Source organism: Ruegeria sp. CI1 (genome assembly GCF_056536925.1).
Window position 1 is genome coordinate 148,149 of the sequence record NZ_JBQFQP010000005.1, and the last position, 22,397, is coordinate 170,545.

The 22,397-nt window shown below is 59.9% G+C and carries 20 protein-coding genes and 1 tRNA gene; 9 read left to right on the plus strand and 12 right to left on the minus strand.

Translation table 11 applies throughout. The features are described from left to right. Window positions 1-143: 143 nt before the first annotated feature. Together ACR0LZ_RS07730 and ACR0LZ_RS07735 are read left to right on the plus strand one after the other, a co-directional pair. A complete protein-coding gene (locus tag ACR0LZ_RS07730; protein WP_480749214.1) occupies window positions 144-2,435 on the plus strand; it encodes a xanthine dehydrogenase family protein molybdopterin-binding subunit in 2,292 nt (763 codons plus the stop codon). Next, window positions 2,413-3,489 carry a DUF2235 domain-containing protein gene (locus ACR0LZ_RS07735; RefSeq protein ID WP_480749215.1) on the plus strand — a complete coding sequence of 359 codons (1,077 nt, stop codon included), beginning with the start codon at window positions 2,413-2,415 and terminating at the stop codon, window positions 3,487-3,489. Before ACR0LZ_RS07730 ends, ACR0LZ_RS07735 begins: the two co-directional genes overlap by 23 nt. Before the next feature lie 7 nt (window positions 3,490-3,496). On the opposite strand, the gene ACR0LZ_RS07740 is transcribed toward ACR0LZ_RS07735, so the two are convergent. Continuing rightward, a complete protein-coding gene (locus ACR0LZ_RS07740; protein WP_480749216.1) occupies window positions 3,497-3,982 on the minus strand; it encodes a PaaI family thioesterase in 486 nt (161 codons plus the stop codon). 61 nt (window positions 3,983-4,043) lie between these two features. Beyond that, window positions 4,044-4,910, minus strand: coding sequence for a methylenetetrahydrofolate reductase [NAD(P)H] (gene metF, locus ACR0LZ_RS07745; protein WP_480749217.1), 867 nt, complete (start codon window positions 4,908-4,910; stop codon window positions 4,044-4,046). A 97-nt stretch (window positions 4,911-5,007) separates the two neighbouring features. Here metF and ACR0LZ_RS07750 point away from each other — a divergent pair, with 97 nt between their 5' ends. Both ACR0LZ_RS07750 and ACR0LZ_RS07755 read left to right on the plus strand, forming a co-directional pair. Next, window positions 5,008-5,913 (plus strand): LysR family transcriptional regulator, encoded by a 906-nt coding sequence (locus tag ACR0LZ_RS07750; RefSeq protein ID WP_480749218.1) that lies wholly within the window; start codon window positions 5,008-5,010, stop codon window positions 5,911-5,913. A gap of 97 nt (window positions 5,914-6,010) precedes the next feature. Continuing rightward, the gene (locus ACR0LZ_RS07755; protein WP_480749219.1) at window positions 6,011-6,796 is read left to right on the plus strand and encodes an inositol monophosphatase family protein; all 786 of its coding nucleotides are present in this window, start codon (window positions 6,011-6,013) and stop codon (window positions 6,794-6,796) included. 74 nt (window positions 6,797-6,870) lie between these two features. Here the strand turns inward: ACR0LZ_RS07755 and ACR0LZ_RS07760 are convergent, their stop codons facing one another. The 3 genes from ACR0LZ_RS07760 to putA are packed head-to-tail and all read right to left on the minus strand — an operon-like array spanning window position 6,871 to window position 11,422. After that, window positions 6,871-7,236 carry a GFA family protein gene (locus ACR0LZ_RS07760; protein ID WP_480749220.1) on the minus strand — a complete coding sequence of 122 codons (366 nt, stop codon included), beginning with the start codon at window positions 7,234-7,236 and terminating at the stop codon, window positions 6,871-6,873. Further along, entirely contained in the window at window positions 7,233-7,976 is a 744-nt protein-coding gene (locus ACR0LZ_RS07765; protein ID WP_480749221.1) for a rhomboid family intramembrane serine protease, read from the minus strand. The genes ACR0LZ_RS07760 and ACR0LZ_RS07765 overlap by 4 nt, the downstream gene beginning before the upstream one ends. A gap of 41 nt (window positions 7,977-8,017) precedes the next feature. Beyond that, window positions 8,018-11,422 carry a bifunctional proline dehydrogenase/L-glutamate gamma-semialdehyde dehydrogenase PutA gene (gene putA, locus ACR0LZ_RS07770; protein WP_480749222.1) on the minus strand — a complete coding sequence of 1,135 codons (3,405 nt, stop codon included), beginning with the start codon at window positions 11,420-11,422 and terminating at the stop codon, window positions 8,018-8,020. 103 nt (window positions 11,423-11,525) lie between these two features. On the opposite strand from putA, the gene ACR0LZ_RS07775 reads away from it, so the two are divergent. From ACR0LZ_RS07775 to ACR0LZ_RS07790, 4 genes are all read left to right on the plus strand, one after another. Further along, window positions 11,526-12,014 carry an Lrp/AsnC family transcriptional regulator gene (locus ACR0LZ_RS07775; RefSeq protein WP_480749223.1) on the plus strand — a complete coding sequence of 163 codons (489 nt, stop codon included), beginning with the start codon at window positions 11,526-11,528 and terminating at the stop codon, window positions 12,012-12,014. A gap of 30 nt (window positions 12,015-12,044) precedes the next feature. After that, a complete protein-coding gene (locus ACR0LZ_RS07780; RefSeq protein ID WP_480749224.1) occupies window positions 12,045-12,611 on the plus strand; it encodes a tetratricopeptide repeat protein in 567 nt (188 codons plus the stop codon). An 89-nt stretch (window positions 12,612-12,700) separates the two neighbouring features. Further along, window positions 12,701-12,785: transfer RNA gene (locus ACR0LZ_RS07785), tRNA-Leu, on the plus strand. A gap of 711 nt (window positions 12,786-13,496) precedes the next feature. Continuing rightward, window positions 13,497-13,694: a hypothetical protein gene (locus tag ACR0LZ_RS07790; protein ID WP_480749225.1), complete on the plus strand. Its 198-nt coding sequence runs from the start codon at window positions 13,497-13,499 to the stop codon at window positions 13,692-13,694. Between the two features lie 228 nt (window positions 13,695-13,922). Here the strand turns inward: ACR0LZ_RS07790 and ACR0LZ_RS07795 are convergent, their stop codons facing one another. From ACR0LZ_RS07795 to cuyA, 6 genes are all read right to left on the minus strand, one after another. Beyond that, window positions 13,923-14,396, minus strand: a complete 474-nt coding sequence (locus ACR0LZ_RS07795; protein ID WP_480749226.1) for a hypothetical protein — start codon at window positions 14,394-14,396, stop codon at window positions 13,923-13,925. A 298-nt stretch (window positions 14,397-14,694) separates the two neighbouring features. Continuing rightward, on the minus strand, window positions 14,695-15,417 hold the full coding sequence (locus ACR0LZ_RS07800) for an alpha/beta fold hydrolase (RefSeq protein ID WP_480749227.1): 723 nt from the start codon (window positions 15,415-15,417) through the stop codon (window positions 14,695-14,697). Next, window positions 15,414-16,958 (minus strand): ABC transporter permease subunit, encoded by a 1,545-nt coding sequence (locus ACR0LZ_RS07805; RefSeq protein WP_480749228.1) that lies wholly within the window; start codon window positions 16,956-16,958, stop codon window positions 15,414-15,416. The genes ACR0LZ_RS07800 and ACR0LZ_RS07805 overlap by 4 nt, the downstream gene beginning before the upstream one ends. After that, window positions 16,955-18,010 carry a betaine/proline/choline family ABC transporter ATP-binding protein gene (locus tag ACR0LZ_RS07810; protein WP_170506780.1) on the minus strand — a complete coding sequence of 352 codons (1,056 nt, stop codon included), beginning with the start codon at window positions 18,008-18,010 and terminating at the stop codon, window positions 16,955-16,957. Before ACR0LZ_RS07810 ends, ACR0LZ_RS07805 begins: the two co-directional genes overlap by 4 nt. Window positions 18,011-18,079: 69 nt before the next feature. Continuing rightward, window positions 18,080-19,039, minus strand: coding sequence for an ABC transporter substrate-binding protein (locus ACR0LZ_RS07815; protein WP_480749229.1), 960 nt, complete (start codon window positions 19,037-19,039; stop codon window positions 18,080-18,082). A 33-nt stretch (window positions 19,040-19,072) separates the two neighbouring features. Then, a complete protein-coding gene (cuyA, locus tag ACR0LZ_RS07820) occupies window positions 19,073-20,086 on the minus strand; it encodes a D-cysteate sulfo-lyase (protein WP_480749337.1) in 1,014 nt (337 codons plus the stop codon). A 68-nt stretch (window positions 20,087-20,154) separates the two neighbouring features. On the opposite strand from cuyA, the gene ACR0LZ_RS07825 reads away from it, so the two are divergent. Beyond that, window positions 20,155-21,183, plus strand: a complete 1,029-nt coding sequence (locus tag ACR0LZ_RS07825) for a LysR family transcriptional regulator (RefSeq protein ID WP_480749230.1) — start codon at window positions 20,155-20,157, stop codon at window positions 21,181-21,183. Window positions 21,184-21,478: 295 nt separating this feature from the next. Here the strand turns inward: ACR0LZ_RS07825 and ACR0LZ_RS07830 are convergent, their stop codons facing one another. Further along, window positions 21,479-22,384 (minus strand): LysR substrate-binding domain-containing protein, encoded by a 906-nt coding sequence (locus ACR0LZ_RS07830; protein ID WP_480749231.1) that lies wholly within the window; start codon window positions 22,382-22,384, stop codon window positions 21,479-21,481. Between the last annotated feature and the right edge of the window lie 13 nt (window positions 22,385-22,397).

A 22,397-nucleotide genomic window follows, 5' to 3' on the forward strand; every position in this document is an offset into this window, starting at 1 on the left:
GATGTGCATGCTTCAGGCTGGCCGTGTCCGGGTTCCTCAATGAAAAATCCAAACACGCGCGCCGCAGGCGCACAATTGGTGCACTGGACATGCGCGCAGCACGAGCTAGGGTCGCGGTCTGAACTGTTTGGAAGGGGCGCATCATGGAGAAATTCGGAAAAAGCCAGCCGGTCGCACGGATCGAGGATATCCGGTTTCTGACCGGCGGCGGCGCGTATCTGGAGGATTCCGTTCCCGAGCATGCGCTTTACGCCGCCTTTTTCCGAAGTTCCGTGGCCCATGCGGTCATCACGGCGCTGGATCTGGACGCCGCGCGCGGTATGGAGGGGGTTCATCTGGTCATGGCGCTGCGGGACCTGAAGGCGGCGGGCGTGAACACGGCGATGAGTGCAACCGTTCTGACCAACCGCGACGGGAGCAAGGGGGCCGCGCCCGAACGGCATATGCTGGCGGCGGATCGGGTCCGATTCGTGGGTGAACCGGTTGCCGTCGTGTTTGCCGAAACACCGGAGCAGGCGCGCGATGCGGTCGAGGCGGTCTGGATGGAGACCGAGGATCTGCCCGCCAAGATGGATGTGGCGCCGGGCGGCGAGGTGATCCATGCCGAAGCCCCCGACAACCGGGCGTTTGATTGGGGTACGGGCGACGAAGCGGGGACCGAGGCCGCGTTTCGGGATGCGGCGCACAAGGTTGCGCTGAGCGTTCACGACAACCGGGTGATCGTGAATTCGCTGGAACCGCGTGGCTGTCATGCCGATTGGCGGGACGGGCGGCTGCATTTTGCCTTTGGCGGGCAGGGCGTCTGGGGGATGAAGGCGCAACTGGCTGAGAAGCTGGGACTGGAAAGCGAGGCGGTGCATGTCACCATCCCGGATGTCGGCGGCGGGTTCGGAATGAAGGCGATGCCATATCCCGAGTATTTCGTGGTGGCGGCGGCGGCCCGGTTGACGGGGCGACCGGTGTTCTGGATGTCGGACCGGACCGAAGCGATGCTGAGCGACAATCACGGGCGCGACCTGACATCGCTGGCGGAGCTGGCCTTTGACGCGGATTACAGGATCACTGCCTATCGCGTACGAACGCGGTGCAATCTGGGCGCCTATAACAGCCATTTTGCACAGGCGATCCAGACCAATCTGTTCAGCCGGGTGATGATGGGGGTCTACGACGTCCAGAACGTGTGGCTGCAGGTCGAGGGCTATTACACCAACACCACGCAGGTCGATGCCTATCGCGGGGCGGGGCGGCCCGAGGCGATCTACGTTCTGGAACGTGTCATCGACCGCGCCGCACGCGAGCTTGGCATCGATCCCTGGGAGTTGCGGCGGAAAAACTTCATCCGGCCCGAGGCGTTTCCGTACAGGACCGCGACGGGGGAGACCTATGATGTGGGCGCGTTCGACATGGTTCTGGGCCGGGCGCAGGATCAGGTTCAGGGGTTCGAGGCGCGAAAGGCGGCGGATCTTGAACGTGGCCTGCTGCGGGGGCAGGGCCTGTGTTACTATATCGAAAGTATTCTGGGCGATCCTTCGGAAGGGGCGAAGGTTGAGTTCAATTCGGATGGCACGGTAAGCCTTTTTGTCGGCACGCAATCGAACGGGCAGGGGCACGAGACGGCCTATGCCAGCTTTTTGTCGGATCAGACCGGCATCCCGATGGACCGGATCAGGGTGGTGCAGGGCGACAGTGACCGGATCGGGCAGGGAGGCGGCACCGGCGGGTCGCGTTCAGTCACCACGCAGAGCCATGCAACGCTTGTCACGGTTGATCAGATGGTTGCCGCATTCATGCCCTATCTGGCGGCTAAGATGGGGGTGAAGGAGGATGAGGTGAGCTTTGATCACGAAACCTTCCGTGCCGCCGGGTCGAATCTGACCCCGACGCTGCTGGAGGCTGCGGCGATGGCGCGCGAGGATGGTCGCAAAGACCTGCTGAGCCATGCGGCGCGGGCGAAACTGCCGGGGCGCAGCTATCCCAACGGGGCGCATGTTGCCGAGGTTGTGATCGATTCCTTCACCGGCCTCGTGACCGTCGACCGCTATACGGTCGTCGATGATTTTGGTAACCTGATCAACCCGATGCTGGCCGAGGGGCAGGTGCATGGCGGGGTGGCACAGGGGATCGGACAGGCGCTGTGCGAGCATGTGGTGCATGATGCGGACGGGCAACTGCTCACGGCAACGTTCATGGACTATGCCTTGCCACGGGCCGTTGACGTACCCATGATTCAGTTTACCTCGGTTCCGGTTCCGTCGACGGCCAACCCGATGGGGATGAAGGGCTGTGGCGAGGCCGGAACGGTGGGGGCGCTGGCCGCGGTCGCAAACGCGGTTCAGGATGCGCTCTGGGACTGCGGGGTGAGACAGGCCGATATGCCGTTCACGCCGCACAAGGTTTGGGATTTGCTGACACATGGTTCTGTCGCGGCTAAGTAGGAAAATTCTGGGATGGCTCGGGCGGCCGCTGCGGTCGGAGCATTCCAAGGAGACGCGGCATCGCGAACCGCAGGCGCATGTGATCATTCTGGACGGCACCATGTCGACGCTGGAGCCGGGGCACGAAACCCATGCGGGCCAGGCCTATCGGCTGTGCTGCGAGATGGGTGGGCGGGTATCGGTGTTCTATGAGTCCGGTGTTCAGTGGAAAAGCTGGAAGACCACGCCGGACGTGATGATGGGACGGGGCATCAACCGGCAGATCCGGCGTGCCTATGGCTATCTCGCATCGCGGTACAAACCCGGCGACAAGATCTATCTGATCGGCTATTCGCGCGGCGCCTATGGGGTGCGCAGCCTTGCGGGGGTCATTCAGATGATCGGGCTGCTCAGGGCCGAGCATGCGACCGAAAGAAACATCAAGCAGGCCTATCGCCACTATGAATGCAACGTGTTCGGCACCCATGCGGCTGAATTCCGGCACCGGTTCTGTCACGAAGAGATCACCATCGAGATGATTGGCGTCTGGGATACGGTCAAGGCGCTGGGCATGCGTTTGCCGCTGCTGTGGCGCTGGGCTGAGGAGCGGCATGCGTTCCACAACCACCAGTTGGGCTCCAGCGTGCGCCACGGTTATCACGCGCTGGCGCTGGATGAAACGCGCGAGGTTTTCATGCCCGTTTTGTGGGACACATCGGCGGATTTCGAAGGGCATGTGGAACAGGTCTGGTTCCGGGGCACCCATGGGGATGTCGGCGGCCAGCTTGGCGGGTACGAGGCGGCGCGGCCGCTGGCAAATATCTCGCTGGTCTGGATGCTGGATCGGGCCGAAGAGCATGGATTGCCGCTGCCCGAGGGATGGCGCCGGCGGTTCCCGACCAATCCTGCTGCGCCGTCTGCCGGGACATGGCGCGGCTGGGGCAAGATATTCCTTTTGCGCAGCCACCGTACCGTGGGTGCCGACCGGTCGGAGCGGTTGCATGAAAGCGTCCGGCCCGAGACCCTGCCGAACTGGGCACATGTGCCCGAGGCACACTCACACCCGGCGCAATAGGTGCCGTTCAGCCGCGCGGCAGGTTCAAAACGATACAGGTGGTCGAGCCGGTTGCGTAAAGCCGCCCATCCTCGATGCCGCGGATTTCGCCATGCGCCACGCCGGTCGAGCGGCCGACGTGATCGGTCACGCCGACGCATTCGATTTCGGTGCCCAGAGGAATGCCGCGCAGGATGTTGATCTTGTATTCGAGCGTCGTATAGGCCGCACCACGGGGAACGCAGGACTGAACGGCGCAGGCCATGGCACTGTCGAGCAAGGTGCCGTACCAGCCGCCGTGAACCGAGCCGAGCGGATTGCAGACCTCCATCGTGGGCGTTCCGCGAAAGGCGACGCGGCCTTCCTCGGCAGCGTAGAGTTCGTATCCCAGCGTTCTGGCGATGGGGGGCGCGGGCAGCTTGCCCTCGAGCATGCCCTGAAGGAATTCCAGCCCGGACATGGTGGCCATATCCGCTGGCCCCAGAAGTTCGTTGAAGTCTTTGGCGTAATACATGCGTCTGCGTTCCCTCGGGGTGTCCGGGGAACGCTAGCAGTCAGGTTTTTGCGGGCAAGGTTTACGCCACGTTCTGCAGTTCAACCTTTGGTGTGACGCCAAGTGCGTGGCACACATCGCGGGTCAATTCGGGGCGGTTCAGCGTATAGAAGTGCAGCTTGTCGACGCCGCCCTCGATCAGGTCGGTGCACAGCTCGGTGCACAGTACTGTCGCCAGCAGGTCTTCGCGGTTGTCGCGCATCGCCTTTTCAAAGGCATCCTCGACCCAGGCCGGGATGTTGGCGCCGCAGCGGCGGGCGAAACTGCGCGCGCCTTTCCAGTTCTCGATGGGCAGGATGCCCGGCGTGATCTGCTTGTCGATGCCCGCCTTGGCGCAGGCGTCGCGGAAGCGGAAAAATGTCTCCGCCTCGAAGAAGAACTGGGTCAGCGCCTCGTCGGCGCCGGCGTCCAGCTTGGCCTTGAGCCAGTCGACATTGGCGTCATGGCTGTCGGCTTCGGGGTGCTTGTCGGGATAGGCGCCAACACGGATGGTGAACTTGCCGGTATCTGCCAGCGCCTCGATCAGTTCGACTGAATGGGCAAAACCGCCGGGATGGGGTTCGAACCGGCCCTCGCCCGCCGGTGGGTCGCCGCGCAGGGCGACGATGTCGGTCACGCCGACCTCGGCAAAGCTGTCGGCGATGGCCAGAGTTTCCTCTTTGGTCGCGCGAACGCAGGTCAGATGAGCCGCCACGTTCAGCCCCGAGGTCTTGTGCAGCGTGGACACCGCATCGCGGGTCAGTTCGCGGGTGGTGCCGCAGGCACCGTAGGTGACCGAGACGAATCGCGGGTCGAGCGGAGCGAGTGTGTGCACGGTATCCCAAAGGCGGAAAGAAGCCTCGAGGGTTTTGGGCGGAAAGAACTCAAAGGAGACTTTTGGCGCGGTCATCAGTTTTCTCATCGCTAAGAATTTGATCCCTTGTTGCATGGTACGCTTTGTGAGACAAACTCATATTACTCAAGAACAACATGAGTCACTTTGTAGAATGCACATCGAATTTCGCCATCTCCGCACCATCAAGGCCATTCATGAGTGCGGCGGCCTGGCCCGTGCGGCGGATCAACTGAACATCACGCAGTCGGCTTTAAGCCATCAGATCAAGGGGTTGGAGGATCAGGCGGGGGTCGAGCTGTTTCTGCGGCGGTCCAAGCCGATGAAACTGTCGGCGGCGGGGCTGCGCCTGTTGCGGCTGGCCGAGCAGATCCTGCCGCAGGTCGAGGCGATGCAGGCCGAGTTTTCGTCGCTGCGCGACGGGCGTACGGGACGGATGCATATCGCCATCGAATGTCACGCCTGTTTCGAATGGCTGTTCCCGGTGCTGGAGGCGTTTCGCAAGACATGGCCGGATGTGGATGTGGACATCCGGCCCGGTCTGGCCTTTGACGCGCTGCCCGCGCTGCAGAAGGAGGAGGTCGATCTGGTGGTGTCCTCGGATCCTGAGGACCTGCCGGGGGTCGAGTTTGTGGAACTGTTCGACTATGATCCGGTGTTCGTGGCGGCGTCGTCCCATCCGCTGGCCGAAAAACCGTTCATAGAGGCCGAGGATTTCCGGGGGCAGACCCTGATCACCTATCCGGTGGAGCGCACGAGGCTGGATGTGTTCAGCCAGTTGCTGATCCCGGCGCGGGTGGAGCCGGCGGCGATCCGGCAGGTGGAGCTGACGGCGGTGATCCTGTTGCTGGTGGCGTCGAACCGGGGCATTTCGGTGCTGCCGGACTGGGTCGTTCGCGAGGTGAAATACAACTCGGACTATGTCACGCGGCCCCTTACCAGCGATGGTATAACCCGGCGGCTTTATGCGGCGGTGCGCTCGGAGGACCTGGAAAAACCGTTCGTTCAGGAACTGGTGAAACTGGCGCGCAGCGAGGCGCGCAAACTGCAGGCGCAATAGGGCGCAAACCGGGGGGCAGCTATGCGCATCATGCCCCTTGGCAAGCCCGCCTTGCCCCAGTATACGCGCGGTTTGACCGGACAGGAGCCCCACGACAATGAATGGCAGTGCGAATCTCAACATCATGATCAAGGCCGCGCGCAAGGCGGGCCGTTCTCTGGTCAAGGATTTTCGTGAGGTCGAGAACCTGCAGGTGTCGATGAAAGGGGCGGGGGATTTCGTTTCGAAGGCCGATATCGCCGCCGAGAAGATCCTGAAAGAGGAACTGATGGGCGCGCGCCCGACCTATGGCTGGCTGGCCGAGGAAGGTGGCGGGATCGCAGGCGAAGATCCGACCCGGCGCTGGATCGTCGATCCGCTGGACGGGACCACCAATTTTCTGCACGGGCTGCCGCACTGGGCGATCTCGATCGCGCTGGAGCACAAGGGCAAGATCGTGTCGGGCGTGATCTATGATGCCGCCAAGGACGAGATGTTTTTTGCCGAAAAGGGCGAGGGCGCGTGGATGAACGACATGCGCATTCGCGTTTCGGGCCGGCAGCGGATGATCGAATCGATCTTTGCCACCGGTCTGCCGTTTGGCGGGCGGTCCGATCTGCCGGCAACGCTGCAGGATCTGGCGCGGCTGATGCCGGCTTGCGCCGGGGTGCGGCGCTGGGGTGCGGCGGCGCTGGACATGGCCTATGTGGCGGCGGGCCGGTACGAGGGTTTCTGGGAACGTCGTCTGAACGCCTGGGATCTGGCAGCGGGCATCATCATCGTGAAAGAGGCGGGCGGGCTGTGCGAGCCGCTTGACCCCAAGGGCAGCATCTTGTCGGATGGTGAGGTGATCTGTGCCAACGAGCCGATTTTCGACCATTTCGCCAAGGTGATCCGGGGCTGATCCGCAAAAACCGATGCTGGGCATCGGTGCCTCCTGCGGGAGTATTTTCGAAAAGATGAAGCGGCGGGGGCGACCTAGCGGTCTGACGGGTGGTTGACGCCGTCGGTCCACGGAATCGGGCCGTGGGTGCGGGGATTGCCGCCCTCGATACAGCCCAGGTTGACGCCGCATTCGGCCGGGTTTGTGCGTCGCTGGTGATAGACATAGATGCCGCAGGTCTTGCAGAAATGGTGTTTGGCCGTATGCGTGCCCCAGGTGTAGAGCGTCAGGTTGTCGGCGCCTTTCAGAACCTTGAGCGAAGCGGCGATGGCGGTGACGGCGGCAGCGCCCCGGCGGATGCAGAAGGAGCAGTCGCAGCGGGTAGCCGAAGCGAGGCCCTGCGGGAACTCGGCCTCGATCTCGACAGCGCCGCAATGGCAGGTGGCTTTCAGGCGGGTCATCGGCGGGGCACCTTTGGAATGCGGGATCGGGACAGTTTGTAAGCGTGTTCGGGGTGGGGCGGCTGACCGTGCGTGCGCTGCCAATAGTGGCGTCCGCCGCGCCTGAGCCAGAGCGGGATGCAGAAGACCAGCCCGATCACGAAGCCGCCCGAATGCGCCCAATAGGCGACGCCTCCGTGATCGGGGTCGGAGGCGAGGCTGCCGAGGAACTGCATGCCCAGCCACACGCCCAGCATGATGAAGGCCGGGATCGTGATGATGCGGACATAGACGATCAGGATCAGCAGGATATCGACGCGCGCCCGGGGAAACAGCAGCAGGTAGCCGCCCATGACACCGGCGATGGCCCCCGATGCGCCGACGGTGGGCACCAGCGAGCCCGGCGCCGAGACCACATGCGCCAGCCCTGCCGCAATGCCGCTGGCGAGGTAGAAAATCAGGAACGGCACATGGCCCATCTCGTCTTCGAGGTTGTCGCCGAAGATCCAGAGGAACAGCATGTTGCCCGCCAGATGCATCCAGCCACCATGCAGGAACATCGAGGTGACCAGCGTTTGCAGGCCATAGCCGTCGGCCACCCGCGCCGGAATGACGGCATAGTCGAAGAAAAAGCGGGTGAGCAGCCGGTCATTGTCCATGATGCTCACATAGCTGAGGAAAATCAGGACATTGGCGGCGATCAGGGCGTAGACGACATAAGGCGTGCGCCCTGACGGGTTGTGGTCGCGTATCGGTATCATGGGGGGACGCTGGGCCTTTCGTGGCCCAGCGTCAAGTCAGGTTATGCCGCACCTCCCAGGAGTGCCGCGTTGCCGCCCGCGGCGGTGGTGTCGACGCAGACATGGCGTTCACCCACCACGCGGGCGCGGTCGGGCTTGCCGGGGATGAGCGGCAGGATCGGGCCGGCGCGTCGGGCCAGGTGACGCTCTATCTCGCGCCCGGTCTCATCGTCGCCCCACCACAGGACGCCCGAGATGCCCTGGATATGTTCGAGCTTGTGCAGGTCGAGCGCGCCGGTGGCGCAGATCGCGGTGCCGCCCTGGGCAAAGACACTTTCGGCTTGCTGGCGCACCGTGTCGGCGTCGGGGCCGAGGCACAGGAGCGGTTCGCGCGGGATTTCACTGAGCCGGTTCGACTCGCCGGTCGGGCCGGGCAGCGTGTGGGTTTTTACCGCCGCCGGTGTGCCGGTCGGCCTGGGCAGATCCGCCATGACGGTAGCCCACGCCGCGCCGCCATTGCGGCGGTCGGGGGCGCAGAAGCGGGCCAGATAGTTCGGGCCGCCCGCCTTGGGGCCGGTGCCCGAGAGCCCCTCGCCGCCGAAGGGCTGGCTGCCAACGATGGCGCCGATCTGGTTGCGGTTGACATAGATGTTGCCCGCATGCACCGCTTCGGTCACGTGCTGCACGCGGTCGTCGATGCGGGTTTGCAGACCGAAGGTCAGGCCATAGCCGGTGGCGTTGATATCGGCGATGACATTGTCGATTTCATGCGATTTGAACCGGGCCACGTGCAGGACCGGGCCAAAGATTTCCTCTTCCAGCGCGGCAATGCCGGGGATCTCGATCATCGTGGGGGCGATGAAGGTGCCCTGGGGCGGTGTGGCCAGTTCTTTCAGGACGCGGCCTTCGGTGCGGGCCTTGGCCACGTGATCGGCGATGCCCTGACGCGCGCCTTCGTCGATGACGGGGCCGCAATCTGTGGAAAGGTTCCAGGGGTTGCCGACCTTGAGTGCGTCCATCGCGCCCTGAAGCATGGTCAGCACGTCATCTGCGATGTCTTCTTGCAGATAGAGGCAACGCAGGGCGGAACAGCGCTGGCCCGCAGACTGGAAGGCGCTTTCGATCACAGCCTGTACCGCCTGTTCGGGCAGGGCGGTGCTGTCGACGATCATGGCGTTGAGGCCGCCGGTTTCGGCGATCAGCGGTGTGCCGGGGGTCAGGTTTTCGGCCATCGCCTTGCGGATGCGCAGGGCGGTGGCGGTCGAGCCGGTGAAGGCCACACCGTTCACCCGCGGGTCCGAGGTGATCGCCGCGCCGACGGTGCTGCCACGGCCAGGCATCAGTTGCAGCGTGGCACGGGGCACGCCCGCCTCGTGCATCAGTTGCACCGCGCGGTGGGCGATGAGCGGGGTCTGGTCAGCGGGTTTGGCCAGCACGGCGTTGCCTGCGGCAAGCGCCGCCGCGACCTGTCCGGTAAAGATGGCCAGCGGGAAGTTCCACGGGCTGATGCAGGTGAAGATCCCGGCGGGTTTGGCCGTCGGTGCGTTGGCGCCGTAGTAGCGCAGGAAATCCACTGCCTCGCGCAGTTCGGCCACGGCGTCGGGGATGGATTTTCCGGCCTCGCGGGCGAGGATGGCAAAGATTTCGCCAAAATGCGCCTCGTACAGGTCAGCGGCCCTGTTCAGGATCGCGCCGCGTTCGGCGGGCGTGGCCTCCCACGTGTTGGCCGAGGCCAGCGCCAGTTCGATATCTTCGGGGCTGCACATGGAAACGGTGCCGATGACGCCGCCGTCATTGGGGTTGGTGACGTCCTTGGAGGCTTCGGGCGCAGCAGCGTCCGCCAGCAGGGGAGCGGCATTCCACTGGTGCGTCAGCCACGGGGCGCGGGCCTTTTCGATCTGGTCGAGAGTGGGTACATGATGCAGGTCGAAGCCCTTGGAGTTGACCCGCTCGGGGGCAAACAGCTCGGGGCCTTTGGGCAGGTTCTTTGCGGGTTTCTGAACGGTGTCGAAGGGATCGGCGGCGACCTCTTCGGGGGGAACGTTTTCGTCGACGATCTGGTTGACGAACGAGCTGTTGGCGCCGTTTTCCAGCAGGCGGCGCACCAGATAGGCCAGAAGGTCGCGATGCGCGCCGACGGGCGCATAGATGCGGCAGCGGGTGTTCTGGCGGTCTTTCACCAGGCTGTGCAGGGTTTCGCCCATGCCGTGCAGACGCTGAAATTCGAATGGCTGTCCGTCCTGCGCCATGTGCAGGATTGCCGAAACGGTGTGTGCGTTGTGGGTGGCGAACTGTGGATAGATGCGGTCGGTCATGCCCAGCAACTTGCGGGCATTGGCGATGTAGGAGATGTCGGTTGCTGCCTTTTGGGTGAAGACGGGGAAGCCGTCGATGCCGGCAACCTGCGCGCGCTTGATCTCGGTATCCCAATAGGCGCCCTTGACCAGTCGCACCATCAGCTTGCGGTCGTGGCGTTCGGCCATCTCGTAGAGCGTGTCCAGAACCAGCCCGGCGCGGGGGCCGTAGGCCTGCACCACGATGCCGAAGCCGTCCCAGCCCGCAAGCGCCGGTTCGGCCATGACCTCTTCGATCACCTGCAGCGACAGCGACAGGCGGTCGGCCTCTTCGGCGTCCACGTTCAGGCCCATTCCGGCGGCCTTGGCCAGCAGCGCCAGCGCGCGCAGGCGGGGTACCAGCTCGTCCATGACGCGTTTTTCCTGCGCCACCTCATAGCGGGGATGCAGGGCCGAGAGCTTGACCGAGATGCCGGGGTTTTCGCGGATGTCCTTGTGGGTGCAGGCCTCGGCAATGGCGGCAATGGCGCGCGAATAGGACAGGTGATAACGGGCGGCATCCTTTTCGGTGCGCGCGGCCTCGCCCAGCATGTCGTAGGAATAGGTGTAACCCTTGGATTCCATCCCGCTGGCGCGTTTCATGGCGGACTGGATGGTCTCGCCCAGCACGAACTGACGACCCATTTCCTTCATCGCGCGACCCACGGCGGTGCGGATCACCGGCTCGCCCAAACGCTTGATCGCGCCGCGCAGGGCACTGACCGGGGCGGCCTTGCGTTCATCCAGCACCTTTCCGGTCAGCATCAGCGCCCAGGTTGAGGCGTTGACCAGCGACGACGAGGAATGGCCCAGATGCTTGCCCCAGTCCGACGGCGCGATCTTGTCTTCGATCAGCGCGTCGATAGTGTCGGCATCGGGCACGCGCAGCAACGCCTCGGCCAGGCACATCAGGGCGATGCCTTCGTCGGTCGACAGGCCGTATTCGGCCAGAAACACCTCCATCAACCCCGGCGCTGTGCTGGAGCGGATGTCGCGCACCAGCTGAGCGGCAGAGCCACAGATGGCGGTGCGGTCGGCGGGGGTCAGGGCCGCCTGTTTGGTCAGGGCGGCCAGAATGTCGGATTGATCGGCATAGGTCTGGCTGTCGATCAGCAAGCGCAGGTCGTGTTTCATGGTTTCTCCGGGCGTTTTGCGTAGTATACCGCGAGATATACGGGACAATCGCCCGAAGAGTTGCTAATAATGGTTCAATGACCTGATTTTTGGACGCAATTCGATGCAAAACGACTTGCCTGACCTGGACCGCTTCGACCGTGCCATTCTCAAGGCACTGGCCGGGGACGGGCGAATCTCGGTTGCCGATCTGGCGCGGCGGATCGGCCTTTCGAAATCGCCGACGCAGGCGCGGCTGAAGAAACTGGAAGCGGACGGGATCATCACCGGCTATCGCGCGCTGATCGATCCGATCCGGCTGGGGCTGGATCACGTGGCCTTTGTCGAGGTGCGCCTGACGGATACCCGCGAAAAGGCGCTGGCCGAGTTCAACGCGGCGGTGCGCAAGATCGGAGAGGTCGAGCAAGCCCATATGATTGCCAGCAATTTCGACTATCTGCTCAAGGTGCGCACACGGTCGATGTCGGAATATCGCGCAGTGATGGCCGAGAAGATTTCCTCGTTGCCGCATGTGTCCAGCACCTCGACCTTCGTGGCGATGGAAGCGGTGAAAGAGGCGGGTTTGCTGGGCTCGCTCGAAAATGTGAGTTGACGCGGACGTGAGTTGCGTCAGCATTGGGTCATGAAACGCTTTCTTTCCGTGCTTGTTGCGCCCGCCTTTGCCGCCAGCGCCGTGCTGGCAGAAACCTGTCCTGACGCGCCCGACCATTCCGAGGGGTTGGGGCGGTTGATCGCCGAGATACAGAATGCGCCGAACGAGACCGAGGCGCGGACCATCTCGAACCAGATGTGGGAGTTCTGGGCGGATGCGCCGAACGAGCAGTCGCAGGCGATTCTGGATCGCGGCATGTCGAAGCGCGAGGCATGGGATCTGCTGGGCGCACGCGAGGATTTCGACCGGTTGATCGATTATTGCCCGGACTATGCCGAAGGGTACAATCAGCGCGCCTTTGTCAACTTTCTGCGGCAGGATTTCCCGGCGGCGCTTGTCGATCTGGACCGTGCCATCGAACTGTCGCCGCGCCATATCGCGGCGATCAGCGGGCGCGCGCTGACACTGATGGGCCTGCAACGGTTCGACGAGGCGCGGCGGGACATGGCCAGGGCGCTGGAGCTGAACCCCTGGCTGCCCGAGCGCGGACTGGCCGCCCCGGGCGGGCCGCTGGCGCCAAAGGGGCAGGATATCTGAAACGGTCGGAAAAAATCTTGGTGATCATCACGATATCACGTTGAGCATCTTTCCGTGACTGAGTAGAGCTTGTTCAGCCACAGGCCGATGCGGGCGTGATGGAATGGTAGACATATCGGACTTAAAATCCGAAGGCCTTGTGCCGTGTGGGTTCGAGTCCCACCGCCCGCACCAAATACTTATTAATAATGTATTTCAATAATTTGTAGGGATCGCCTTGTTTTCAGCCCACCTTTTGTGTGGCGCTTCATGCTCGATCTGTACTCTCGATCTCCTGAATTGGAAAATCCATGGTGGGTGAAGGCCAAGGGCTCCACTTTTCGTCGAGCGTCATTTTTTGATGACCTGATTCCTGGTTTCCTATTTCATCGTCGGGAACGTCGCGCACCTTCTTTGAAAAGGCACATGAAAAATTTCAACGCTTCGAACTCTTCGATCTCAGTTTGGCCTTGAGCCGTGCACGATCATCCATTCGCCGCCGCCGTTGTTGGGCACGATCCTGGCGCTGCTGGCAGCCCTCGACCTGGAACTATTGGTCAGAACACGCAGTAAGGGCTCCACATCTGATTTTGACAACATATTCGACTGAAGTTCCGCAGTGAAGGAGTGACAGCCGTTAAGGCGCAGCGGATTTTTTGTTCTCAGTTCTTGTGACGCAGGATGACGAGACCGTTCAGTTTGTTAGTGCCGAACCCAGATCCTCAACGCCGTGTTTCCGATTGCTGAACATAGGCAGGCAGCCGTGTCAGACGCGAGGCAAGCCCCGCTTCAACAAGAAAGTTCCCCTGCGCCAGCGCATTCCTTGCGAGGCAAGTTTCTCGCTGACAGTCCCTTGGTGCCAGCTTTGGTCATGTTCATCGAAACACTCAAAGTGAGGATCGAAAAATGGCTACTCAAACTCTGAAACTGAACGCCAAATCCGGCGAAAAAGACGGCAAGAACTTCTGGGACCGCTGCGGGGTGCTCTTCGTCAACACCGACGACCGCGGCAACATCACGTCGATCAACGTCAAACACAGCATGTTCCCCGACGTCGAAATGGTCGCCTTCCCGCGCCGCGATAGCCATTCAGTCACCGATTGACTGCGGTGCCGGGACGGGTGTCCCCGGAGCTGGGTGTGGATCGCTGCCAACTGGACCTCGACAAGCGTCCGTTGTTGCTTCGGTGCGGCTCCTCAGACCGGACTTTCGCTGCAAGAGCAATATCGGCAGTTGGGGGAACTGGTGCTATGCGGACGAAGCTTCCCTTTGGGACGGTCTAACTTACGTCTGCTTTTGCGGATATGGAGACTCAAATAGATCAATCGGGTGTCATTCCGAGGGCTGCAGCCTTACAAAGACACGAAAGGCTCCTAGAAGGACAACTTCATGCTGAGGCTGCGCCACAATTGACAATCGCGGTTGATTTGCGTCCGGACATTCCATTTCGTGGCGAATAACTTCGAAATTTTCACCATCTGCCGCGATCAATCCAAGGTCAGACCAATCTCCTCCAAACGAGCCAAAGGTCCGCATGTCGTTGACCAAAACCTCTGGATAACTTCGCGAAATTAAGCAAATGACGTCTTGTGCAAGGTGCAGGTTCTGACCCTCAATGACGATCCGCATCCCTTCAAGAGGATCAACAACATCGACCTCTCTATCCGAATAAACTCCCGTTGAGACCTTGGACGTGGCGACCCATGCACCATTCAAATGAGCGGACTTGGCGTACGTCGCATTCGTTTTGAGATACGATATTGAGAAACACACGGAAAAGATCAAATTTAATAATGTCAGCTTCATTTGCATGGGTTCATTGGGCTTGTGCAGTTTGATTGAGACGCTTGCGCAAATGAATATCAGACATTTGAACGACGCGCAGCATCGGTCACATCGGGCTCGGCGCCGCCATTCTCTGCGGCTGGCACCGACTGGCGGTCAGAGCCCCGAGCCGACATTGCCGCTCAGCTTAGGTGCTGCGGATGCATTCGGCAGCTTTTGGTCGATTGCAGACCACGTTCCTCAAGCTGATGAAAACGAACACTGCGGACAAAGCTGATCTTGGCTGCCGCCCTGCAAAAGTCCAAGTTGTTGGGATTGCTCAGCGGTCCAAAAAGTCGGAGATTAAACGTGTGAAAAAATCAGGTCTCTCGGCATGTAGAGCGTGAGCGCAACCTGGCACAACTGCTAACAATGTATTGGGAATTGTTTCCCAAAGCATTTGAATTTGGCTCCACGGATATGTCCGATCTTGATCGCCCCAAAGCACAAGAGTTTCCTGCCGGATCCGGCTAAGGTTCTGCTCTCCTGACCAGGATTGCATCGCTTCAAGCCCAGCATTTATGGCGGCCAGTTTGGCTTGAGCGGCGATCCCGGCGCAGTGTTCATATCCTGGCGCAGCTTCGCAATCCAGAAACCAAGTCGCTGCGATCCTACGTGCGGTGGCCGCCGGGCCGTCTTCCGCAGCGCGTTTTTTACTGTGTTCAATGGTCTCGAACCGCCCCGGCAAAACACCGACCGCGCCCGTTGCGTAAAGCACAAGACGGTCAATCCTTTCAGCCTCGCGCAAGGCAATTTCCTGAGCGATCATACCGCCCATGGAGTGACCCAGCAGATGATATTCCTCTACTCCAAGGCCGCGGAGATGCCGGACGACCCAATCCGCATATCCGCCAATACTGTCAATTGGCGGCAGATAGGCATTTGCACCGAACCCAGGCAGGTCGACTGCAATCACATCAGTATACTGCTGCAGGGCATCACGACACCCATCCCATTGTGCGCTGCCCCCCATGAAACCATGAACAAGGACAAGGGGGATCACTTTCGCTGACCTTGAACGATCCGATCAAGGATCATCGCACAGAAGAGAATGGCAAAACCTGCGAGGATACCCTGGCCCACATTGGCGTATTGCAGCGCCTCAAGGACGTCTTCGCCCAGCCCTTTCGCGCCAATAAGCGAGGCCACCACGACCATGGCCAGCGACAGCATGATTGTCTGGTTGATGCCCGCGCGAATGGAGGGGCTGGCGAGCGGCAGATCGACCTTGGTGAGAAGGTACCACTTGTTGGCGCCAAAACTGATCGCGGCTTCACGCACGCTTTCAGGAACACCGCGCAGACCCAAAACGGTAAGGCGTACCACAGGTGTCCCGCCGAAGATCATAGTGACAATCACTGCCGCTGGCTTGCCAACACCAAAAAAGGCAATCACAGGCACCATGAAGACAAAGGCAGGCATGGTCTGCATGAAATCCATAATCGGCTGGATGACAGCATAGAACCGCGGTCGGCGAGCAGAGAACATGCCCAAAGGAATGCCAATCACGATGGAAAGCAGCGCTGCAGTGCCGAGAAGCGCCAAAGTGGTCATAGCTTTTTCCCAGAAGCCGAGAAGGCCCATGTAGGCCAGAAAGGCACCAGACCATATAGCCATGCGCAACCCAGCCGTGAGCCAGGTCAACAGAACGATCAGCGAGGCCACCACAATCCAAGGCGTTTGAACCAGTGCAACCTCCATGGCATCCAGCAACCAGCGAATGGCCGCGGTGAGCCCTTCAAAGAACGCCACACTGTTGGCGACGCACCAGGCGATAAAACCCTCTACGCTGTCAATACTGGCCAGGCGGATTGAGTTGTCCGTCGGAAACTCGCTGAGAAATGAAAAACGGCCGGGGAAACTGTAGTGGATCATTGCGGTCGCGACCAACAAGATCATGAAACCCGCGCTGAAAACAATCTGACTGACCGGCATGCCAGAGCGAATGGCGCGATCTGAGAGCCAGTCAGAAAACCGGGCCTCCAGTGCCCAGTTGGCGGCCACAGCCTGTATGAGCTTAGCCACAAGCAAGATGATAACCCCGGTGAGTGCAATCGACGGACCTTGCGCGGCGAGCAGCTCTGCCTCGGCGCGGAAACCTTCAATGTTGGCCTCCAGCCCTTCGATCTGGCGCTGGATTGCGGCGGCTCGATCCGAGCCGCTTTCTTGAGCTGCAGCAAGCTGCTGGTAGCGCAAATCGAGCGTACCTTCGATCGAGGTCACACGGGCCAGCGCATCCGCTCCCAGATCTCCGAATAGGCCCCGCGCTATCTGCACAAAGCCGATTGCCTCGACGACAAGAAAGGCCAATGCCCATGACCAAAGTCCGCGTGCGCCGAACCAGATCGGACCAAAAAGCCCGGCCATCACATTGAAGGTTGCCGTAAAGCGCGCGGACGAACCGATCTTGTCGAAGTTGCGGATGTAGTAGTCGGGACTTGTGCGCACAAAGGTGCGGATATTCTCGCGGCGTTCCTCGGCGTAGGCCTGCGCGGCTTCGCTTTCTGTGTCTTCAAGGGGGTTCACACCAAGATCTTCGCTCATGACATTTCCGTCCCTTCAATCACGGTGCGCAACAGATCTGCGCGAGTGATGACACCTCTGTCTTCGCCGCCTTCGGACACCAGAACCGGCCGTTCATCGTCGATGGCTCGCGTAATTAAAGCGGAAAGCGTCTCATTGTGGTCCACCCGGTCGATGTCAGCGGGCAGCGGGCCGTGCGTGGCGAGGTAGCTGTCCAAGGGTTGCATCGCCGCATGAGCATGCACCACCTTCAGGCGCGATATCCCGGCCACGAAATCAGCAACGTAGTCATCAGCGGGATGCATGACAATGTCCTCAGCCGAGCCGATCTGCACCATTTTGCCATCACGCATGATCGCAATCCGGTCTCCTATACGGACGGCCTCATCCAGATCATGAGTGATGAAGATCGTGGTCTTTTTGAGGATTTTGGACAGCCGGATGAACTCATCCTGCAATTGTCGCCGGATCAGGGGATCAAGTGCGGAGAAGGGCTCATCCATCAATAGAACATCAGGGTTGGCCGCGAGCGCACGGGCAAGCCCCACACGTTGCTGCATGCCGCCAGAGAGTTCGTGAGCGAATTTCGACCCCCAAGCCCCCAATTCGACAATGTCGAGAATGGCGGCCGCCTGCCGCATGCGCTCGTTCTTGGCGACCTGGCGGATTTCCAGGGGCATTGCTACGTTATCAAGGACTGAACGGTGGGGCATCAGCGCAAAGTTCTGGAAGACCATCCCGATTTTTCGGTTGCGGAAAGCCTGAAGTTCCTTTGTGCCGAGCGCCATGACGTCCGTGCCTTCGATCTCGATCTTGCCGGCCGTTGGTTCGAGCAGGCGATTGAAATGGCGCACGAGTGTGGATTTGCCGCTCCCTGATAGGCCCATGATACAGAAGATCTCACCGCGTTTGACGTCGAGGCTGACATCGGCCACGCCCACCACCGCGTTGAATTCAGCAAGGACTTCAGCCTTGGTCAGCCCCCGCGCACGAATGGCTTCAAGAGCGGCCTCGGGTTTTGCCCCGAAGATTTTCCAGATGTTGGAAATTTCGATTACAGTCTCGTCGCTCATCCGCCCACCCGTGCGTGCCTTCAAGTGGGGCGGCACCGCTAGGTGCTGCCCGTTGTTTTTTGGCCTGGCTCAGAGACCCAGCATCGAATCTACGCGCTCGGAATTGGCGTTAACCCATTCGGCCGCAACTTCCTCAGCATCCCGCCCATTGGCACTGATCTCGAAGGCCAGCGAGCTCACGTCATCGGCGGTCAGGGAGAAGTTCGCGAAGAACTCCGCAATCGCCGGCGAGCGATCTGCAAGCGAGTTGGACCAGGCGATCTGCACTTCCTTCAGGGCGTCCTTGCTGGCAACCATCGACTTGTTGTACCAATCAGGATCGTCGGAGGGCTGCACCATGACGTATTTTTCGGGGTCATAAGTCGGTTCGGTCAGCATCACCACGTCGAACATGTACCAGACAGCATGCGGCTCATAACAGTAGAAGGCATATCCTTCGTTTTTGGCTATACTGTCCTTGATGCGCGCGGTCTTTACAGCTTCCTCGGCGCGGATCGGGTCGATGAAATCCAACAGGCCATAGTCGCGCACCTTTACCTCGTTCACATTGGCCGAGGCCCAGCCGGGTGCACCGATCCACATTTCACCCTTACCATTGCCATCGCTGTCCATCGCAGCCGCCACATCGGGGCGTCCAAGATCCGCGATGTCGGTGATATTCATCTCTGCGGCAAAGTCTTTGGAGACACAGAAACCCTGATTGCCCTGATAGGGGTTCGATGACAACGTCACTGTGCCGGCACCATCAACATATTGCTTGGTGAACGCTTCCTGGTTTGGCAACCATACATCTGGATGAACATCGATGTCACCCTTACCCTGATCCATCGCTTGAAAAATCGTAGCATTGTTACCAGGCACGTACTCCACCGTGCCGCCAATGCGAGTGGTCACGATCTCACCCAAGACATGAGCAATAGCCTGTGCTCCGGTCCATGTGGGAACACCGATCTTAACCTCTTCAGCGGCGAGTGGTGCGCCGAGAGCTGAAACCAAAGCCGCGCTGATCAAGTATTTTTTTAGTGTCATTTGATATCTCCTTGTTGGTTTTTTTGTATATTTTCAGGCCACGTAGCCAGGAAGTTCGAAAGTTTCGGGATAGCCAAACAGGGCTGCACTTCCGCCGGTGTGCAGAAAGACGACATTGTCCATGCCGTCGAAATAGCCTTTGCGGGTTTGGTCGATGAGACCATCCAACCCTTTACCGGAATAGACCGGGTCGAACAGAAGCCCTTCGGTGCGGGCCAACAGCTTGAGCGCGTCAATCATCCCTTTGGTCGGAAGACCATATCCTGCACCGACGTAGTCGCAGTTTGCGCGCACATTTTCGCGCGCAATGGGCGTACCCGTCTCCATATACTCGACAGTACGTACGGCCAGATCATGGACCATGCCTTCCTGTTTGTCTTGCGGGGCCCGCACGCCGATGCCCAAAAGGTGAATGTCACTTTCTAGGGCGGCAAGACCGGCGACTAATCCGGCTTGTGTGCCCGAGCTGCCGGTCGCATGTACCAGCGCATCAATTTTCAACCCGGCATTGGCGGCCTGTTCGCATAACTCGCGCGCGCAGTTCACGTAGCCCAATGCCCCGATCGGGTTCGATCCACCGCCCGGGATGATGTAAGGGTTTTTGCCTTCTGACTTCATCTGCGCAGCGCAGGCTTCCATCTCGGCGTTCATGTCTGCGCCACCGGGACGCTTGGAGACACTGGCACCATGCAATCGATCCAACAGGACGTTTCCATTCAGAATATAGTTCGGGTCATTGGAACCCGTACGATCCTCAAGCAGGATATGGCACGCAAGGCCAAGTTTTGCGGCCGCCGCTGCTGTCTGACGCGCGTGATTAGATTGCGTCGCCCCTTGCGTGATGATTGTATCTGCGCCTTTCTGGACTGCGTCAGCCATCAGAAATTCCAGCTTACGGGTCTTGTTCCCACCCGACGAGAGGCCAGTGCAATCATCCCGTTTGACCCAAAACCGAGGACCACCCAAAGCCTCGCTCAGGCGATCCATCGGCTCCAACGGCGTAGGAAGATGACCAAGCGATACCCGGGGAAATTTCGCCAGCGTCAGCGATAATTCCTTGCACATGCTCAAAACCATCTCCGGCGCGACCATCTTGTCACCGCCGGTCATCTGAATTGTCTCCGCCACCACACTCTCCCTGCTTTTGCCTACAGCCAAACACTTTCAAAAGAAAAAGAAGAAAAACAGTGCATATTTCGCAGGCTGCTCATACATTTTGTTTGGGTACTCGGGAGGTGCGGATGAATATGCTGTGGTTTGATGATGTTCTGGCCCTTCTGGAAGAGCGGAACATGACGCGGGCCGCGGCCCGCAGAAACATCACACAACCAGCGTTCTCAAGGCGTATTCGCAGTTTTGAGGAGTGGCTGGGGATTGAAGTTCTCGATCGCAAATCGAACCGGGTCGAGATCAGTCCAGCACTGGCCTCTAACGAGGCCGAAATCCGCTCTTTGATCGCAAGGCTAAATGACCTGCGCACAAAAATTGCGCAACATGACCCCACCGTTTCGATTGTGACGATCGCCGCGACACACGCATCGGTCGTCTCCACCTTCCCTGATATGGCATTGCGTGCACGTGCCACGTTCAAGGGGCTCCGTTTTCGCCTCAGGACTGCCAATCTGAACGATTGCGTCACTCTGTTCCTGCGCGGCGATACCAACATGTTGCTATGCTATGAGGCGCGAAACGTCGCCCCAATGCCGTTCGGAGCAGGCATACGTCGCGGCACTTGGGGTCACGACTACCTCGTTCCGGTCATCGGTGGCGGATTGCGGTATGCAGTGCGCGGAAACGGCGACGTGCCTTTGGATACGCCAGTGATCGTCTATCCCGAAAACAGCTATTTCGGCGAAGCATTGAACAAAAGCAAACTCCCGTTCGGAACCGCCGATTTCAGCAAAAACCCCGTTTGCCAGACGGCCTTTTCAAGTGGAGCAAAGGAAATGATCCTGAACGGTCTCGGTGTTGGTTGGCTGCCGTTCAGCATGGTGCACAAGGAAATTGAAAGCGGCGAGCTGATCTCCCTACGCAACCAACTGGGCCAGGAAAAGCTCGACGTGGTGGTCTATGCCCATCACCAGACCAAGATAGCGAAAATGTTGCTTGATTTCTGGACAAACAGGCCGTTTTCAAAGTCTTGAGCCGATAAGACGCCAATCAGCGCCAAAGACCATAGCCATCTGTCGGCACCAAATATTGACTGCTGAAAGCTGTGCGAAATTGCCGCGCTTCTCGCGGCATCCTATCCCACAGTCGTCCGGATTTCGTAAATATTCAGTGATCGCTTTGGGCTCTCGCCCGGCTTTCGCCGCACGCTAAACGAATGGCTGCTGTCGGGAAACGGGTCAAACTTTGCAAACTTGGCTTTCTATGCATAACAGCCGCACTGGCCTGCCCATGCTGCACAAGCGCTGCGGGATGTCCAGAATAGGACAGTTAGCTAAGCTGAAATTCCCTGGCACAAATACGCAATAGCCAATTGCGGAACTGCGTTACGACGCGTGAACCATCGGCTCGGTATGAGGTCAGAAGATAATACGCGTTGCCTGTTGGCAGGCTCAATTCCAGTGGCGCGACCAGATTTCCTTTGCGCCGACCTTCTTCGCCAAAAGGTCGGCGATCCATGGCCCAACCCAACCCGCTTTGTGCGGCCTGCAACGCGTTCGAGCGATTATCCATTTCGGCAATCGGTTTCCACGCAGTTTCAGTCAGACCCGCTGCGGAAAACCAGAGGCCCCATTCGTTTACATGATGCCGGCTTCGGATCAACGGTTCGGACAGCAACTCTTCGGGCGATGGAACTGATCCTCGCGCCGACAGGTAATCAGGGGAACAAACTGGTTGTATCACCTCGTCAAACAGTTTGATACAACGGGCCTCCTGCGGCGGTTTGTCTGCATAAACAATGGCCATGTCGATATCGCTGCCACTCAGTGTGATTTCCTCGGGCATCGTGATGATATTGATCTTCACGTTGGGGGCAGCTTCGCGCAGGTTAGGCAGCTTTGGGATCAACCACATATTCGCCAGTGACTGGTACATATGGACCGAAACAGACTGGTCGCTTTTTTTGTCCGTGTATTTCGCAAAAGCCGCATCAAGCGTGTCCAGCGCCTGACGTATCGGTTCGTACAAGGCCTTGCCTTCTGCCGTCAGTTCAGCCGCCTGGTTGGTTCCGCGTTCCAGCAAGGTCGTGCCAACAAATGCCTCCAGAGATCTTATCTGATGGCTAATCGCAGAACCGGTGATATTGAGTTCCTGAGCGGCTTCTACATTGCGCCCTAGCCGGACAACGGCCTCGAAGGCGCGGATCGCGGCAAAGGGCGGAATCTTGCGTGACATCTGACTACCTGAA

Coding starts and splice junctions, on each gene's coding strand:
- ACR0LZ_RS07730 (WP_480749214.1), top strand. CDS start 144: ATGGAGAAATTCGGAAAAAGCCAGCCGGTCGCACGGATCGAGGATATC.
- ACR0LZ_RS07735 (WP_480749215.1), top strand. CDS start 2,413: ATGGTTCTGTCGCGGCTAAGTAGGAAAATTCTGGGATGGCTCGGGCGG.
- ACR0LZ_RS07740 (WP_480749216.1), bottom strand. CDS start 3,982: ATGTATTACGCCAAAGACTTCAACGAACTTCTGGGGCCAGCGGATATG.
- metF (WP_480749217.1), bottom strand. CDS start 4,910: ATGACCGCGCCAAAAGTCTCCTTTGAGTTCTTTCCGCCCAAAACCCTC.
- ACR0LZ_RS07750 (WP_480749218.1), top strand. CDS start 5,008: ATGCACATCGAATTTCGCCATCTCCGCACCATCAAGGCCATTCATGAG.
- ACR0LZ_RS07755 (WP_480749219.1), top strand. CDS start 6,011: ATGAATGGCAGTGCGAATCTCAACATCATGATCAAGGCCGCGCGCAAG.
- ACR0LZ_RS07760 (WP_480749220.1), bottom strand. CDS start 7,236: ATGACCCGCCTGAAAGCCACCTGCCATTGCGGCGCTGTCGAGATCGAG.
- ACR0LZ_RS07765 (WP_480749221.1), bottom strand. CDS start 7,976: ATGATACCGATACGCGACCACAACCCGTCAGGGCGCACGCCTTATGTC.
- putA (WP_480749222.1), bottom strand. CDS start 11,422: ATGAAACACGACCTGCGCTTGCTGATCGACAGCCAGACCTATGCCGAT.
- ACR0LZ_RS07775 (WP_480749223.1), top strand. CDS start 11,526: ATGCAAAACGACTTGCCTGACCTGGACCGCTTCGACCGTGCCATTCTC.
- ACR0LZ_RS07780 (WP_480749224.1), top strand. CDS start 12,045: ATGAAACGCTTTCTTTCCGTGCTTGTTGCGCCCGCCTTTGCCGCCAGC.
- ACR0LZ_RS07790 (WP_480749225.1), top strand. CDS start 13,497: ATGGCTACTCAAACTCTGAAACTGAACGCCAAATCCGGCGAAAAAGAC.
- ACR0LZ_RS07795 (WP_480749226.1), bottom strand. CDS start 14,396: ATGAAGCTGACATTATTAAATTTGATCTTTTCCGTGTGTTTCTCAATA.
- ACR0LZ_RS07805 (WP_480749228.1), bottom strand. CDS start 16,958: ATGAGCGAAGATCTTGGTGTGAACCCCCTTGAAGACACAGAAAGCGAA.
- ACR0LZ_RS07810 (WP_170506780.1), bottom strand. CDS start 18,010: ATGAGCGACGAGACTGTAATCGAAATTTCCAACATCTGGAAAATCTTC.
- ACR0LZ_RS07815 (WP_480749229.1), bottom strand. CDS start 19,039: ATGACACTAAAAAAATACTTGATCAGCGCGGCTTTGGTTTCAGCTCTC.
- ACR0LZ_RS07830 (WP_480749231.1), bottom strand. CDS start 22,384: ATGTCACGCAAGATTCCGCCCTTTGCCGCGATCCGCGCCTTCGAGGCC.